The sequence below is a fragment of the Thiosulfatimonas sediminis genome, assembly GCF_011398355.1.
Classification (GTDB): domain Bacteria; phylum Pseudomonadota; class Gammaproteobacteria; order Thiomicrospirales; family Thiomicrospiraceae; genus Thiomicrorhabdus; species Thiomicrorhabdus sediminis_A.
Map to the genome: position 1 here is coordinate 638,950 of NZ_AP021889.1, position 16,304 is coordinate 655,253.

The 16,304-nt window shown below is 45.9% G+C and carries 14 protein-coding genes; 7 read left to right on the top strand and 7 right to left on the bottom strand.

Features of this window, described 5'->3' with window-relative positions:
• Positions 1-1,203, bottom strand: a complete 1,203-nt coding sequence (locus HRR27_RS02885) for an efflux RND transporter periplasmic adaptor subunit (RefSeq protein WP_173270665.1) — start codon at positions 1,201-1,203, stop codon at positions 1-3.
• Positions 1,204-1,729: 526 nt separating this feature from the next.
• Between HRR27_RS02885 and HRR27_RS02890 the strand changes: the two genes are divergently transcribed.
• Positions 1,730-1,996 carry a ComEA family DNA-binding protein gene (locus HRR27_RS02890; RefSeq protein WP_173270668.1) on the top strand — a complete coding sequence of 89 codons (267 nt, stop codon included), beginning with the start codon at positions 1,730-1,732 and terminating at the stop codon, positions 1,994-1,996.
• An 11-nt stretch (positions 1,997-2,007) separates the two neighbouring features.
• Complete coding sequence (locus HRR27_RS02895; RefSeq protein WP_173270672.1) at positions 2,008-3,003, top strand: DNA ligase; 996 nt, start codon at positions 2,008-2,010, stop codon at positions 3,001-3,003.
• A gap of 89 nt (positions 3,004-3,092) precedes the next feature.
• Here the strand turns inward: HRR27_RS02895 and HRR27_RS02900 are convergent, their stop codons facing one another.
• Complete coding sequence (locus HRR27_RS02900) at positions 3,093-4,277, bottom strand: pyridoxal phosphate-dependent aminotransferase (RefSeq protein WP_173270675.1); 1,185 nt, start codon at positions 4,275-4,277, stop codon at positions 3,093-3,095.
• Between the two features lie 153 nt (positions 4,278-4,430).
• Here HRR27_RS02900 and uvrB point away from each other — a divergent pair, with 153 nt between their 5' ends.
• From uvrB to HRR27_RS02915, 3 genes are read left to right on the top strand one after another with little or no spacing between them, the layout of a single operon-like run.
• Positions 4,431-6,470 (top strand): excinuclease ABC subunit UvrB, encoded by a 2,040-nt coding sequence (uvrB, locus tag HRR27_RS02905; RefSeq protein ID WP_197905429.1) that lies wholly within the window; start codon positions 4,431-4,433, stop codon positions 6,468-6,470.
• Positions 6,471-6,510: 40 nt separating this feature from the next.
• Positions 6,511-7,440 carry a L,D-transpeptidase Cds6 family protein gene (locus HRR27_RS02910; protein WP_173270679.1) on the top strand — a complete coding sequence of 310 codons (930 nt, stop codon included), beginning with the start codon at positions 6,511-6,513 and terminating at the stop codon, positions 7,438-7,440.
• A complete protein-coding gene (locus HRR27_RS02915) occupies positions 7,427-8,494 on the top strand; it encodes a L,D-transpeptidase family protein (protein WP_173270682.1) in 1,068 nt (355 codons plus the stop codon). The genes HRR27_RS02910 and HRR27_RS02915 overlap by 14 nt, the downstream gene beginning before the upstream one ends.
• 50 nt (positions 8,495-8,544) lie before the next feature.
• Here HRR27_RS02915 and HRR27_RS02920 read toward each other — a convergent pair whose 3' ends face one another.
• From HRR27_RS02920 to HRR27_RS02940, 5 genes are all read right to left on the bottom strand, one after another.
• Complete coding sequence (locus tag HRR27_RS02920; protein WP_243830869.1) at positions 8,545-9,480, bottom strand: M14 family zinc carboxypeptidase; 936 nt, start codon at positions 9,478-9,480, stop codon at positions 8,545-8,547.
• A complete protein-coding gene (locus HRR27_RS02925; RefSeq protein WP_173270685.1) occupies positions 9,477-10,628 on the bottom strand; it encodes a PilT/PilU family type 4a pilus ATPase in 1,152 nt (383 codons plus the stop codon). The genes HRR27_RS02920 and HRR27_RS02925 overlap by 4 nt, the downstream gene beginning before the upstream one ends.
• A 9-nt stretch (positions 10,629-10,637) precedes the next feature.
• Entirely contained in the window at positions 10,638-11,675 is a 1,038-nt protein-coding gene (locus tag HRR27_RS02930) for a type IV pilus twitching motility protein PilT (protein ID WP_173270688.1), read from the bottom strand.
• 201 nt (positions 11,676-11,876) lie between these two features.
• Positions 11,877-12,335, bottom strand: a complete 459-nt coding sequence (locus HRR27_RS02935; RefSeq protein WP_173270691.1) for a DNA polymerase III subunit chi — start codon at positions 12,333-12,335, stop codon at positions 11,877-11,879.
• A complete protein-coding gene (locus HRR27_RS02940; RefSeq protein ID WP_341829818.1) occupies positions 12,332-13,819 on the bottom strand; it encodes a leucyl aminopeptidase in 1,488 nt (495 codons plus the stop codon). Before HRR27_RS02940 ends, HRR27_RS02935 begins: the two co-directional genes overlap by 4 nt.
• Before the next feature lie 199 nt (positions 13,820-14,018).
• Here HRR27_RS02940 and lptF point away from each other — a divergent pair, with 199 nt between their 5' ends.
• A complete protein-coding gene (gene lptF, locus HRR27_RS02945; protein ID WP_173270694.1) occupies positions 14,019-15,158 on the top strand; it encodes an LPS export ABC transporter permease LptF in 1,140 nt (379 codons plus the stop codon).
• Complete coding sequence (locus HRR27_RS02950) at positions 15,155-16,300, top strand: LptF/LptG family permease (protein WP_173270699.1); 1,146 nt, start codon at positions 15,155-15,157, stop codon at positions 16,298-16,300. The genes lptF and HRR27_RS02950 overlap by 4 nt, the downstream gene beginning before the upstream one ends.
• Positions 16,301-16,304: the final 4 nt, after the last annotated feature.

The window sequence follows — 16,304 nt, forward strand, 5'->3', positions numbered from 1 at the left end:
TTAGGGCGTCGTGGTCAGTAAACGACCGTTTTGCAAAACACTGCCAGAAACAATGCCAGCCGGCGGATTCAAAACAATCTGTTCGCCACTTTGCAAGCCAGACAAAACGCTTAAATAGTTACCATTTGACGCTTGTCCGGTGCGCACAATACGCATACTGACTTTGTTATTTTCTGGGTTGTAAACAAAGACACTTGGCAAACTGCCGCGTTGAACGACGGCTGACTTAGGAATCACTGGAAAACTTTGTTGTTGAGATTGGCTATTGTGAACCATCACTTGGGCATACATTCCCGGTGCTGCTGCCGCACCTAAAGGCAAATCCAATTTCACTTTAACGGTGTGTTGTTGACCGTTCGCGATTGGGAACACTTGAGCAACGCGCACTGGAATCGGTGAGCCGTTAGCAATGCGTGCTTGGAAAATTTGTCCTTTATTGATGCCATACATTAAATTGACGGGAACATTAATCTCGATGCTTAAATGATTGCTTTTGGCAAAGACCAATAGAGGTTGTCCGGGTTGAACGGTGTCGCCAGCTTCAACTAATTTTTCAACAATAACGCCGTTAAAAGGCGCGGTTGATTTAGTGTCATTTAAACGCACATCAATTTCATCAATTTGCGCCTTAATCATCGCGATTTCTGCTTGTGATTGTTGTACCACGGCAGAGGCATTGGCTAAATCAGCACGTTTGCTCACTTCGCTGTCGCCCATGCCCATTTGATTTTGCATTGGACGAGCAAACATTTGATCCATTAGGTTTGGCAGTCCCATGCCCGGCATCGCTTGTTCGGTTTTAGGTGACCATAATTCTCGGTTATATTGAGTAATCGCATTTTGATGCGCGACTTGTGCGCGATTCCATTGTGCAAGTGCCGCTTCACGCTGCGCGCGCAGAGCCGCGTCATTGATTGCGACTAATAAGGTACCGGATTGAAAAACATCGCCTTCAATCCCTGCTAAATAATCGATTTGACCAGCGGTTTGCGCGGTAATCATCACTTCTTTGAAGGGGATAACCGTGCCACCCAATATTACTTGTTGATCATAAACATTCTGCCCAACTTCGCCAATTTGAATACCGTTTGAACTGAACTCATTCGCTTGCGTTAAAAAAGGGATCATAAATAAAGCAATACTGCTGACGAGTAACCATTTTTTTGGCTTAGATATAAATTGATTGGTTAAATGAATCATCATTTTGGTTCCGATTTAATGCGACTGTGGACACCTTAAACAAAATTTACTCTAAAGGCATTTAATAAATTTTTATGACCTTACAGAAAAGTACTTATTTCGGAGTTTTCTTATGTTTTCTTTAGGATTCTTCTGTTATAAGTTGTTGATAATATTGTGAAATTATTAAATATTAATATTCTTAATCGCTAATATTTTATTTTTTTATGCATCCCTGCAATAAGACTAATTACGTAGTTTTATTATTTAATTAAATAATGAAATGCTAATTATTGGAAAAGTAGCGGTATTGTTGACTTTATAGGATGGCTATTTAGATGACTGCCAGTGCCAGGGTATAAAAGTATTTATATAAGAATATTTTAGAAAGCTTTTATTAATATATTTTGTATTGTCTGATTAATAACTTCTAAGAAAAAAGTTTTTATTTTAGTGTACAAAGTTAAATGGTGGCTGGCTAGATTATATTTTTTAAGTCGATTATTTGACCAGTCTCATACGATAAATAATTCTATTTTTGAGGTGGTTTATGAAACTTAAGTCAATATTTATCATTAGTTTTGTTTTAGGAGTAGCGCCTTGTGCAATCCACGCGGCGCCGGTGAACGTTAATAGTGCAGATAGCGCACAAATTGCCAGTGCCTTGCCGGGCATCGGTTTGGTCAAGGCGCAACGCATTGCGGAATACTGTCAGAAGAATCCATGTCAAAAATCTGAAGATTTGTTGGCGGTAAAAGGAGTAGGGCCTAAAACCTTAGAGAGAATCCAGCAAGATTTACGTTTTAGTGATCAATAGGGTCTAGTTGTATGCCCACTAAACGACCGTTTTGTTCCTTAGTACGCCTAGCTATGCTGGGCGTTTTGTTGTGTGCAAGTTTAAGTGTTGTGTTTCTGCCTACGACCAGTTTGGCCACAGAGGTCGCGGTATTTAAACCGGTTGCTATGGAGATTCAGGTAGCACGGACTTTATTTAATGATGCGGCTTATGGCCAAGCGGATTGGATGATGAGCCGAAAATACGATGGGGTTCGTGCACTTTGGGATGGTAAAACATTACGTACCAAACAAGGTAAGCAAATTTTTCCGCCGGCAGATTTTTTAAAGGACTTTCCTGATTTTGCTTTGGATGGTGAACTGTGGCTAGGTACAGCCCGTTTTGATGAGGTGAATCAGATGGTGTTAAGCAGTTTGCAACCCACGTCTTTTTTTAATCCTTCGTGGTCTAACGCATACTATAAGGTGTTTGAGGTACCGCAGGCGTCTGGAGGATTGCAGAAGCGAATGGAGCGATTAACAAACTATCTTCAGCGATTTTCGGTATCAAAAATCCAGCCGGTGGAGCAGTATCCGGTGAGCCAGTATCGACAATTGCAGGAGTTTTATCAGCAAATTATCGATTTGGGTGGTGAAGGTATTATTGTTCGGGATGCTTCGCAAGCTTTTCAAACAGGACGTTTACATACCACGATAAAAATCAAACCTCGGTCTGAAGCGGAATGCGTGGTGCGCGGTTATCTTGCTGGAAAGGGGCGTTTAGCCAATTCCGTTGGTGCTTTGGAATGTGTGTTACTCAATCGCCAAAAAGCACGTTTATTTCCACAGTTGAATCTTCAGCAAAGTACCCTCATACGGCTAGGCTCAGGGTTGAGTGATCAGCAGCGCCAGCAGCCACCTCAAATCGGAGCGGTGGTGACTTTTCAATATAATGGTCATACCAAGTATGGTTTGCCTCGTTTTGCGGTGTTTCTGCGCGAGCGTTACAGCGCAGAGCAAGCGCAGCAATTGGGGATTACTTGGCGTTAGAGTGATGGATTTCCGGTCTTTTATAAATAAAAAACCGCCAAAACGGTTTACGGTTTAGCGGTTTGATTGACTCGATTTGAGTGAAAAGTTTAATTGGCTTGCATAAAGGCTTCGATGCGATCTAAAGCCGCAACTAACACTTCCATGCTGGTCGCAAATGAGATACGCAAATGGCCTTCACTACCAAAACCAGAGCCTGGCACGGCGGCAACCAGTTTTTCTTCCAGTAAGGCGCTGGCAAAGTCGGCGTCAGATTTAAAGCCTTTTATCTGCATTGCTTCTGAAATATTCATAAAGGCGTAAAAAGCGCCATCCGCGTGGATACACTTAAATCCAGGGATGGTGTTGATACGTTCTACCACATAAAGATGGCGTTTTTTAAACTCCACTAACATGGTTTGGATACACTCTTGCGAACCATTGAGTGCGGCAACTGCCGCGGCTTGCGAAATCGAGCATGGGTTGGACGTGCTTTGCGATTGTACTTTACGCATGGCTGCAATAATCGCCACAGGCCCGCCAGCGTAACCAATGCGCCAACCGGTCATTGAATAGGCTTTAGAAACACCATTTAAAACGATGGTGCGTTCTTTAAGTTGTGGACAGACTTGCAGAATATTGGTGAATTTTTTATCGCCAAGCATAATATGTTCATACATATCGTCTGAGGCGATCAGCACATGTGGATATTTTTCCAGCATCTCGCCAATAGTTTGCAGTTCGTCAGCGGTATAGACTGCACCTGTAGGATTCGATGGGCTGTTTAGCACGACAATTTTAGTGTTTGCATTAATCGCAGCTTCCAACTGTGGTGCGGTGACTTTAAAGCCCTGTTCGATGCCTGCATTGATAATGACCGGCGTAGCGCCACCCAGTAAAGCCATATCTGGATAAGAAACCCAGTAAGGCGCAGGAATAATCACTTCGTCGCCATCATTTAATACCGCTTGGCACAAATTGTAAAAACTCTGCTTGCCTCCGGATGAGACTAAGATTTGGTCAAGTTGATAGTCAATGTCGTTATCGCGTTTAAATTTGGCCTGAATCGCTTTCTTTAAATCCACTGTGCCGTCGACTGCGGTATAACGTGTTTCACCGTTTTCGATGGCAGCAATTCCAGCGGCTTTAATGTGCGCTGGTGTATCAAAATCGGGCTCCCCTGCACCTAAGCTAAGAATGTCCTTGCCTGCGCGTTTCATCTCGCCTGCTTTTGCGGTAATAACAAGCGTTAAAGAGGGTTTTACTCGCTTGACACGGTCAGATAAGATGCTCATCGATTGTTTTTCTCCACACATTTTCGAGCTTGTATAATACGCACACCAGACGAGATTGGCGTGGATTAGGGAGGGGCGTAAAATCATTGGCTCTTTTACAAAAATATTAGGCCGCATTTTACTGGATTTACTCGGCGTTAAAAAGGACTAATTGTGGCGAAAAGTGATAAGACATTCGATTTGGTTTCCAGTTATGCACCAAATGGTGATCAACCCAGTGCCATCGCCCAATTGGTTGAGGGTTTGCAAGCCGGTGAAGCCTATCAAACTTTGCTGGGCGTAACCGGTTCGGGTAAAACGTTTACCATTGCAAATGTGATTGCCGAGGTACAGCGGCCAACGATTATATTGGCGCACAACAAAACGCTGGCCGCTCAGTTATATGGCGAAATGAAAGGCTTTTTTCCCCACAATGCGGTCGAGTATTTTGTTTCCTATTATGATTATTACCAACCCGAAGCCTATGTCCCGGCATCGGATACCTACATTGCAAAAGACTCATCGGTCAACGAGCAAATTGAGCAGTTGCGTCTTTCCGCCACCAAAGCCTTGCTAGAACGCAAAGATGTTATTTTGATTGCCACCGTTTCTGCGATTTACGGTTTAGGTGATCCAGAAATGTATCTTAAGATGATCTTACAGTTGCGTTTGGGTGACATCATTAAACAGCGCGATATTTTGCAGCGTCTGACGGCGATGCAGTACACGCGAAACGACATAGAGTTGTGGCGTGGAACTTTTCGTGTGCGTGGCGAAGTGATTGATGTTTTTCCAGCTGAAGCCGAAGAATATGCGGTGCGTATCGAATTGTTTGATGACGAAGTTGAAAAGATTGTCTGGTTTGACCCGCTTACCGGTGAGACGTTGAGTCGCCCATCGCGGGTAACGATTTATCCGAAATCGCACTATGTTACTCCGCGCGAACGGGTATTGGAGATGATTGAGCAAGTCAAAATCGATCTTAAGTTGCGCTTAGAAGAGCTGCGTGCGATGCATAAATTGGTTGAAGCGCAGCGTCTTGAAGAGCGAACCAAGTTAGATATCGAAATGATGTTGGAGCTGGGTTACTGCAGTGGTATCGAAAACTATTCGCGTTATTTATCGCAGCGAGGCCCAGGTCAGCCGCCGCCGACCTTAATTGATTATTTGCCTAAAGACGCCTTAATGGTGATTGATGAAAGTCACGTGACGATTCCGCAAATTGGCGGTATGTATAAAGGCGATAGATCACGTAAAGAAAATTTGGTCACTTATGGTTTCCGTTTGCCCTCTGCAATGGATAATCGACCGCTGAAATTTACCGAATTTGAAGGCTTGATGCCGCAAACCATTTTTGTCTCGGCGACGCCTGGTAAATATGAGGGTGAGCATACCGATACCATTATCGAGCAAGTTGTACGCCCGACCGGACTCTTAGACCCGATTTTAGAAGTACGTCCAGCGTTGACACAGGTAGACGATTTGCTTGGTGAAATTCGTTGGCGAGCGGCCAAAGGGCAGCGTATTTTGGTTACAGTATTAACCAAGCGTATGGCGGAAAATTTGACCGAGTACATGGAAGAGCACCATGTACGCGTACGCTATATGCACTCGGATATCGACACGGTCGAACGGATTGAAATCATCCGTGATTTGCGTCTTGGCGAATTTGACGTTTTGATTGGAATTAACTTACTGCGTGAAGGTTTAGATATTCCCGAAGTTGCGTTGGTCGCGATACTGGATGCCGATAAAGAAGGTTTCTTACGTTCTGAACGTTCATTGATTCAGACCATCGGTCGTGCTGCGCGTAATGTCGAAGGTAAGGCGATTTTGTACGCCGACAAAATAACCCGTTCGATGCAAGTGGCCATGGATGAAACTGAGCGTCGGCGTGAAAAGCAGTTGGCGCATAACCAACGGCACGGCATTACTCCGCAGGGATTGAATAAAAAAGTCACCGATATTCTTGAAGGTTCGCCTTACGCCAGCAAGGCCGGAAGTTCCACGAAAAAACAGAAGGCGGCTGAAACTACTGGGATTTATGCGTCACCACAAAAATTAACGCCATCGCAGTTGGGTGCAGAAATTAAAAAGCTTGAAAAACAGATGTATCAAGCGGCTAAAGACTTGGATTTTGAAACGGCGGCGACCTTGCGAGATCAGATAAAAACGCTGAAATCGAGCATGGTCGGAGTCGGTGATTTAGGCTAGAATAGCCAACTGCTGAGAAATTTTAACTTTTAGGATCATAATGAATACTGCTTCTCGCATTGTCGATAACTCTTTGAAAACCTTAAGCTCCGCTACCTTGTTGAGTTTAGCTCTGCTTTCGACTACGTCGGCCTTCGCGGATATGACGGTCGCGCAACAGCAACAAGCTTTCGAGCAGGGCTGGCAAGCGATGAAAAGCAATGATTTGGATCAGGCGTTTAAAATTTGGGACCAGCTCAGTAAGAACCCGAGCAATTCTCCCGAGTTGAAGCGCGCCATAGAGAATAATTTGGCTGTAGTCTTGATGCGTAAGAAGCAATATGATGAAGCTCAAAAACGTCTCGATGCCGCTTTGCAGGCGGATAAACAAGTTGCAAGAACGCTGGATAATCTCAATCAAATTTACGCCTATCAAGCACAGCAAGCCTACAAAAAAGTGTTTGAAAAAACCACAGTCAAGCAGCCGCAAGGCGAATGGCTATTTATTGAGTTAGCGCAGGCTGATGCGGTTTCTTCTGTTGAACAACCCCCACAGAAAGCCCCCGAAAAAGTCACCGAGCCAGCGCCGGTCGTTGCGGTTGCCAAACCCGAGCTGACTCCTGAGCCAATGAGCAATGCGTTATTTGAGGTGAACGGTTTGGTCGAAAGTTGGCGTCGAGCGTGGTCTGCGCAAGATGTGAATCGCTATTTAAGTTTTTATGACCAAAATGACTTTCAGCCTAGAGGCGGGATGAGTTATGCTTCTTGGGAAAAAAGTCGTTATCGCAATGTGAAGAATCCAAAGTACATCAAGATTTATTTGGATGACCTTAAGCTGACCGAATTGCCTGACCGTCGAGTTCGTGTCGATTTTGATCAGCGTTATGAGTCAGATCGTTTTAACGATACCATTCATAAATTCTTGATTTGGAAAAATGACCGTGGCGATTGGAAAATCGTTCAAGAGGATGTCGTTTATGCGAACCCGTAATCTGTTACTTGGCATCGCCTTGGCGGTGCCGATGTCAGCGGCCGCGCAAGCCGATCAAGTGCTGATGGTTGAGCAAAAACTGCTGACTGGTATGCAAGCAATGCAAAATTTGGCCTTAAATCAAGCGGTTGGTGCCTTTGCCGAACTGAGTGAAGAACACCCAAACTATAAGCTAGTTCAGTTGATGCAAGCCGATTTATTGGCGTTAAAAGCCGGTCGGCAAAGCATGCTGGACGAATATCGTAAAAGTCATCCGAATACGATTGCAAAATTAGAAGACGAAGCGCGAGTGCGTTGGCAATTTGCGGAAAATGCACTGCAAAAAAACTCCGGCTTCGAGCACTATGTTTTAAAAAGTGCGCAACAGAAATACATGGTTATTGTGAATATTCCCGATAGTCGTTTATACCTGTTTGGTGCCGACAAAAACGGTCAGATGCAGCAGTTGGCTGACTACTATGTGACCGTAGGTTCGAAGGGCGCGGGTAAACAGAAAGAGGGCGATCGTCGCACCCCAATTGGCGTTTATCATGTGGTCGATATGATTGCGGATGACCAGCTGCCAGAGTTGTACGGTGTAGGTGCTTTGCCGATTAATTACCCAAACCGTTGGGACAAGTCGCAAGGTAAAACGGGCTCTGGTATTTGGTTGCACGGCGTGCCGCGCGATACTTACAGCCGTGCGCCGCGTTCGAGTCGCGGTTGTGTGGTGCTAAATAATACCGCCATGCAGAAGTTATTAACCGACTATCAATTGCCGTTGAGTACGCCGATTTTAATAGTTGATGAAGCCAGTTCACAACTGACGTTCAATCGCGATTCGGTTTATTTGGTGGATGAAGTGCGTGCTTGGCTTGGTGATAATCAGCCTAATCTGGATTGGAAGACGGTCTCTATTTACCGTTATCCGAGTGAAGAGAATCTGTACTACGTCACTTTTCCAGCAAAAGACGATAAGATGGTTCACCAGTTCTGGAAGCGGGATATGGAAGGCGGCTGGGGAATTGCTCTGCAAGACACCGAAGCGACTGAAATCAAGTACGTTTTTCGTTAAACACCTTATTAACCAATAAAAAAGCAGCGATAGGCTGCTTTTTTATTGGATTAGAAATCTCGTTCTAAATGGCGGATTTTTTCATTTGACCATTTTTCAATATCTTGCCACATCTGAACAATTTCGCTCTCTTTGGGCATAGTGCCTGCCGAACGCAACTCTAATGTTAACACGGGTATATGCAAGTGCTCGCCTGCATAACGACCAAGCGAGCCGGGAAAGGTGCCTAGTTCGCGATGCGTGAGTATGCCGATTTTTGTGGGTACGGCGTGCTCAGGGCCATCGTAATCTAGCAATCCGTATGGCGCGTGCACGGAAATAATCGCGTCCGGCTGAAAACGCTCAATGGTCTTGACCATCCATTTGGTTTCAATCTCTGAAGCGGCCGATGGGCCAGGGTAACGGCGCACGTTTTTACTGTAGTAACGCTCCCAAAATTCTAATGCACTGTGCTCCCAATCAGGGGATGGGAAGTTGCGGTTTAAATCGACACCATTCGCATTTTGTCGCGTGGCCGGATCACTCCGAAACAAGCCATCTGGATTGGTTAATGGCAGGAACAGCCAGTGGTGATTGCGTGGGTTTTGATTGTTTTGCATTGCCTGCATCCACAGGTAGGTAATACTGATGGCGGAATATTCATCGCCATGAATACCGCTGATGAACAGAATTTTTCCTTTAGGTGGCACGGTCTGACCGTTGATTTTACTGGGTAGATATTCGCGATAAGTGAGTAGACGTTTTTCTGGAGAGCGGACATCGGCGCTTTTCAGGTCTAATTTCATGCAGCCATCATATTTAATGGTACGCAGTTTTTTAGACCATTCGGTGCAAAACTGGCTGACGGAATCCTGTTCGCTATTAAATGCTTGCGCTTGAGCGGGTTGATGGTTCATCGCCAAAATAAAAACGCTGCTTAATGCAGCGACAAGTGGATTTTGCAGGCGCTTTAACGCGAAAATTTGCCAGAGTTGCTGTGCTCTCATTCTTCCTTGCTCTGTTCTCTAAGGGTAAAGTTCCCCCCTGCTAGGGGGCCGCCGAGCGCTTCTGGCAGAGGTAATTTACTGTTTAATTTTATGTTTAGACGTAAGTCGTTCATCGCATCGGAGTTGCGCAGTGCGTCTTCGTAGCTAATCTGTTGTGACTCATACAATTGGAATAGATGCTGGTCAAATGTCTGCATCCCTTGCGCGGTGGACTTAGCCATAACTTCTTTGATTTCACTGACATTTCCTTGTAAAACCAGCTCGGCTACGCGCGGAGAATTAATTAAAACTTCCACCGCAGCAATCATTCCACCACCAATTTTAGGGATAAGACGCTGCGAAATAATAGCACGTAAGTTAAGTGAAAGGTCGAGTAAAAGATGGTTTTTATGGTCGATTGGAAAAAAGTTAATAATTCGGTCAAGGGCCTGGTTAGTGTTGTTAGCGTGCAGTGTGGAGAGGCATAAGTGACCAGTTTCTGCGAAAGCGATGGCGTGCTCCATGGTCTCTCTGGCACGAATCTCACCGATAAGAATGACGTCTGGCGCTTGTCGTAAAGTGTTTTTTAGGGCGTTTTCGTAAGAGTCGGTATCCACTCCCACCTCGCGTTGAGTGACGATGCAGCCAGCGTGACGATGGACAAATTCGATCGGGTCTTCGATGGTAATAATATGGCCTTCGGTTTCGTGATTACGTACTCCAATCATACTTGCTAAAGTGGTTGATTTACCGGAACCGGTTCCACCAACAATCAGAATCAACCCACGTTTTTTGAGCACTTGTTCCCTAAGTATCGGCGGCAAATTAAGGGCCTCAAAACTGGGGATTTCGGTTTGTACTGAACGAATAACCATCCCTGGCGAGCCGCGTTGCACAAATACATTAACACGATATCGGGCGCGGCCGGTGATGCGGTATGCAAAGTTTGCTTCCGAGGTAGCTTGGAAAGTGGACAGCTGGTCGTGGTTCATGATTTCATAACAGAGTTCACGCGACATATCTGGGGTGACTTTGTTTTCGGTTAAATCCACCAAACGGCCGTTTTGTTTCATAGCAATCGGTCGCCCAGCGGTAATGAATAGATCGGAACCGTTGTTTTCTGAGAAGTGAATCAGGAGTTTTTGTAGGTCGCTAAATTCTTGTTCCATGCCAACCTCTTAAGTAAAGTTCTGTTTATTAACGGCTTTCGAGCGTGCCGCTTCACGGGTAATAATGCCGTTATCAACCAACTGTTTTAAGTTTTGGTCAAGTGTCAGCATACCCAGTTGATTCGAGGTCTGAATGACCGAATACATTTGTGGGATTTTCGCTTCACGAATAAGGTTACGGATTGCCGTGGTCGCAAGCATAATTTCATGTGCGGCAACTCGTCCACCGGCAGTACTTTTTAGTAGAGTTTGTGAAATAACCGCTCGCAGCGATTCGGATAGCATTGAGCGCACCATGTCTTTTTCTTCGGCTGGAAAGACATCAATAATCCGGTCGATGGTTTTCGCAGCCGAGCTGGTGTGCAGAGTACCGAACACTAAGTGTCCGGTTTCTGCGGCGGTCAGTGCAAGGCGAATGGTTTCTAAATCACGCATCTCCCCAACAAGGATAACGTCTGGGTCTTCACGCAGTGCTGAACGCAAGGAGTTGCTAAAGCTTTTGGTGTCACGATGCACTTCACGTTGGTTAATCAAACTCAAAATTGGGGTATGAACAAATTCGATCGGGTCTTCGATGGTCAAAATGTGTGAGGCAAAATTTTTGTTCACATAATCAATCATTGCAGCCAGGGTTGTTGATTTCCCCGATCCCGTCGGGCCGGTCACCAGTACGATGCCACGCGGAAAGCTGGAGATGTCTTTAAAGATTGCTGGCGCTTTTAATTGCTCTAAGGTGAGAATGGTGCTGGGGATGGTACGGAATACCGCGCCAATACCTCGGTTCTGACGAAATACATTCACCCTGAAACGCGCTAAATTAGGGATTTCAAAGGAGAAGTCGGATTCCAGTTCGGCTTCAAAATGACGACGTTGAGCATCGTTCATCACGTCATAAATCATCAATTGAAGCTGTTCTTCTTCAAAGTCTGCAGCATCGATACGAGTAATGTCGCCGTTGATCCGTAAAATCGGCGGTTGACCTGCAGAGAGATGGAGGTCGGATGCGCCTTGTTCAACACTGAATGACAGTAGGCTGGTAATGTCCATAGCAAAGCCTCTAAAGTGGAGGGGAGAAAAGTGCGAATGGATTTAATTATAGAGAATGGCTTTTTTAAAACCTAGCCAAGATTGAAATAATGGCTAGGGATATGTGTGAAATCATCTTTTAAGGGCGATTGTGGCCAGTCAGATTGGTGATTTAATTTGGCGATGCAAGAGTGCACATCACTCATCACAAAATGGTGAGGCTTAGTTAAAACCGATTTTATGTACAATGGGTTCAAGTTGTCGAGATTGATAATCTCTCCAGCGTTGCCGTCCTTTTTGGATGAGAAAGTCCGACTGGTCAACCACTTCAATTGTGCGTTGATAGGCCTGATGTTGCTCACAGAAATTCGGATGGAGATTAATCAGGACATCTTGGCATGGCTGGTCGATGTGGTCAGCATAGAGTTGAATCGGGGCAGATATTTGGCGCTCTAGGCTATGCGGAATAAAACTGTCCGCACGCCAGTTCCATAACGTCAGTTCAAAACGCTGCGCTTGCTGTTGATCGGCAAAACGCAGGTCACAACGTCGCCCTTGTTGGTAAATTTTATTGACCAATTTACACACAAAGGCGTCGAGTTCGTTTAACTCAGTGCTGTTGAGGATATAAAACAGCACTTCTTTTGGTTCAGCGTGCGAACTCGCGTTATCGTCGGTCACGCGTTTTTAGCCTGCTGGGTTAGGTATTCAACCAGTGCTGGTACCGGGCGACCCGTTGCGCCTTTTTCTTTACCGCTGACCCATGCGGTTCCAGCAATATCTAAATGTGCCCAAGGGATGTCTTTGGTAAAGCGTGCTAAGAATTGTGCCGCCGTAATTGTACCGCCGGCACGCCCACCAATGTTTGCCATGTCAGCAAAGTTCGATTTTAGCTGTTCGTCCCATTCGTCGCCCAGCGGCAGTTGCCACAGACGGTCGTAGGTTTCTTCACCCGCTGCGCGGATTTGTTCAATTAAGCTTTGGTCATTGCCCAGAATCCCTGAAACGTGATTGCCTAAAGCAACAATACATGCACCGGTTAAGGTTGCCATATCGATGATTTTAGATGGCTGGTACGTCTGTTGTGCGTAGGTTAGGGCATCACATAAAATCAGACGGCCCTCAGCATCGGTGTTGAGGATTTCGATGGTTTGTCCGGAAAGAGAGGTAACCACATCGCCGGGTTTGGTTGCGTAACCGTCTGGCATATTTTCGGTTGACGGAATGACGCCGACAACGTTGATCTTGGGTTTTAATTCTCCTAATGCCTTAAAGACGCCCAGTACGGTGGCCGCGCCGCCCATGTCGTATTTCATTTCGTCCATGCCTTCACCCGGTTTTAGCGAGATGCCGCCTGTGTCGAAAGTGACGCCTTTCCCAACCAAGGCAATCGGTGCTTCATCGCCGCCGCCGTGATATTCCAGACAGATCATTTTGGGTGGTACTGCACTGCCTTGCGCCACCGCCATAAATGAGCCCATTCCCATTTCCAGCATTTGTGTTTTTTCTAAGACATTGACGCGAAAACCAAATTCGCTGGCCAGTGCTTCGGCAGTCTGCGCTAAATACCCAGGGGTACAGAAATTCGGTGGTAAATTAGCGAGGTCTTGAGTCAGTTCCATGCCCATCGCGGTGGCCTGTGCGATGGCGATAACCTCTGGGGTAACCGCTTGGCTAAAGCTCATTGCCTTTAGTTTGGTGTTAGCGGCGGCAAATTTGCCACGGCTTGGGTGTGCGTATTGATAAGCGTTGCGCTGGAAAATTTGGACGTTTTGTCGTGCGCACCAATCACTATTACGGCCTTGTGGCGCCACGGCGTGCGTTGCGTTCAACAGCTTTTCAGCGCCGCTTTTGCTGACCGCTTTGGCAAGGGCGTTAATCGCTTCAAGGTAACTTTTGCTGCTTAATTTGATGGTGTCGCCAAGCCCAATTAAAAACAGGCGTTTGACTTCTAAACCGTTTGGCAGCGCAAGCATAGCGATTTCGCCGATTTTGCCATTAAAGTCACCATTGGCTTGTAGTTGGTCGAGCAAAATGTTGATTGCTGCTTTTTCGGCTAAGTCATTACACAGCAGTTCGCCTTGTTCATTAACACTCACCGCAAGGCTGTCAAAGCCAGAACAGGATTGAGTTGCCGTCGCAGAGAAATCTATTTTTTGCATCATGAAAGTTCCTTTTTATCATGGGAAAGCGCATTGCGTACCTTTAGCGCTTGGGTTGCGGTTATTGAATCATAAAATCTCGACAATATCAGCAGTTGCTGTGCAATTATAAAAAATGCGTTTTACCGGCGGCGAGGCTGCCCTTATGTTGTTGGCAGCCGCTATAATAGAGCCCTTTTCAACAGCAGATAGTGTGGCCCGCTTGCGCATAATTGATCGAATGCTCCTCAAAGAGTTAATCCTGACCTTTTTAGCAGTACTGAGTGTTTTACTGTTGATTACTTATGGCAGTGAGGCGACCAAGTTATTAGGGCGTGCTCTGGATGGGCGTGTGCCGGTTAATCTGGTTGGCCAGTTGTTGCTGCTGCGGCTGCCGGATGTGTTGGGCATGATTATGCCGTTGTCTGTATTGATTGCCGTGGTGCTCACATTTGGACGGTTGTATCAAGATCAAGAGATGGTGGTGCTGCATTCAAGCGGCATTGCGCCGAGTTACTTTCGTAAGGTGTTGTTGCGTTTTTTAGTGCCTCTCGCACTGCTTTCAGGGCTATTGTTGAACTATTTAGAGCCCTTGGCGTTGCAGTATGAAAGGCAGGCGCTGTCGCAAAACGAAACCTTGTCGCCTGTGGCCGCTTTGCAAGCCGGTAAGTTTAATTCCTTGCCGAATAATAAGGGGGTGCTGTATGCCAAGTCGATTAGCGCCGATGGTCGCTTGCAAGACATCTGGATTAAATATCAAGACGGGGCGAATGATTTACTGTTGATGGCGCCGCAAGGGCAGTTTGTACGTCAACAAGAGCAAATTGTTTTGCGTTTGCAAAATGGTTGGCGTTATCAAAATTTGCATTATGCGGTGCAGGACGGTGTGCCTTCGCAAAGCAAGCCAATCGAAGTGCAGAATTTTGTGTTATTTGAAGGGCTCTTGCCTGAATTGTCGAGCGCCCAAACACCATTACGCGATAAGGATCTGTTTACTTGGCAGTTAATCGGCAGTGACAATCTTAAGCAGCAAGCTTTAGTGCAGTGGCGTTTGAATATGCCATTGGGGATTATTGCTTTGGGGTTAATTGGTTTTATGCTGGCTAAAACCGGCCCACGCCAAGGGCGTTTTGCTCGAATGTTTGCCGCCATTTTGTTGTTTATCGCTTTTAATCAGGCGATGGTCGCAGGTCAAAAAGCGCTTGAAAAAGGGCTTTGGTCGGCAGAAATTGGGCTTTGGCCTATCACGGGGTTGTTCTTGTTGATCGGTTTTGGCGTGTTTGCTTGGGTGCAGCGTAAAGGGCAGGCATGGCGTTTGGCTAAGGCCAAGACACGCTTAAGTCAGCATAAGGAGAGGCGATGATGAATTTGACCGAACGCTATCTGGGGCGAATTATGTTTGCTTACAGTGTGCTGGTGCTGTTTGTCTTGGTCTCTTTGATCGGCTTTTTTGAGGTGATTGCTCAGTTGGGACGCGTGTCCGGTGATTACACCTACGCTAAAGTTTTGCTTACGGTGTTGTTAAAGCTACCAACTTATTTTTATGAGCTCTTTCCAATTGCGTTATTAATCGGTTCTTTAATGGGCTTGGGGAATTTGGCAAATCGCGGGGAGTTGACCATTTTACGCGTGACTGGTTGGTCTATTTGGCGGATTTTAATGGCGCTGTCCAAAACGGCCTTGATCATGTGGTTGTTAGTGACCTTAATTGGTGAGTTTGTCGCCCCAAAAAGTGAGTCCTTGGCGCAAAAAATTCGTGTCGAGGCGCAAAATAAAAACCTCTCTTTGGGCAATGCACAAGGTTTTTGGGTTAAAGATGGTGCGCGTTACATTCACATTCAGCGGGTAATTTCCGAAAATGAATTGCACCAAGTCAGTGTTTACACGCTAAAAAATGGTCAATTACAGAGCCTACAGGTGAGTGATAAGTTGTTGTATAAAGAAGCGCGCGGTTGGACGATGCCGAATGGTCAGACGCTGGCAATGCAATATGTGCCTTTGCCAGCGCAGTTGTCGCAGTTATTGTCGCAGCAACAAACGGCAGTGAGTGCTGGGCAACTCGCGATTAGTCGCTTGCAGTTGAATCGACAAAGTGTGCAACAGCAGCCAATCGCGTTACCTTTTATGCCGGAAGATTTAGTTAAATTGGATATTGATAGTCGCTATTTAAGTCTGTATGACTTGCATAATTACATTCAGTTTTTACAGCAGAATGAACTCGATGCGAGTGCTTATCAGGCGGATTTTTGGCGTAAATTGTCGATGCCGGTTGTTGCGTTTGCAATGTGGATTTTGGCGTTTCCTTTGCTATTTGCCTCTCAGCGCCAAGTTAGCATTGGTCAACGAATCTTCTTCGGTGTGGTGATTGGCTTGGCTTTTCAGCTGGTAAATATGTTGATTAGCAATGCGGCGCTGGTCTATCAATTGCCGATTGGCGGAGTGGCGTTTGCACCCGCATTGCTGTTGATTGTGTTTGCATTTTGGTGGATGCGGCGCTTGCCTTAAGTTG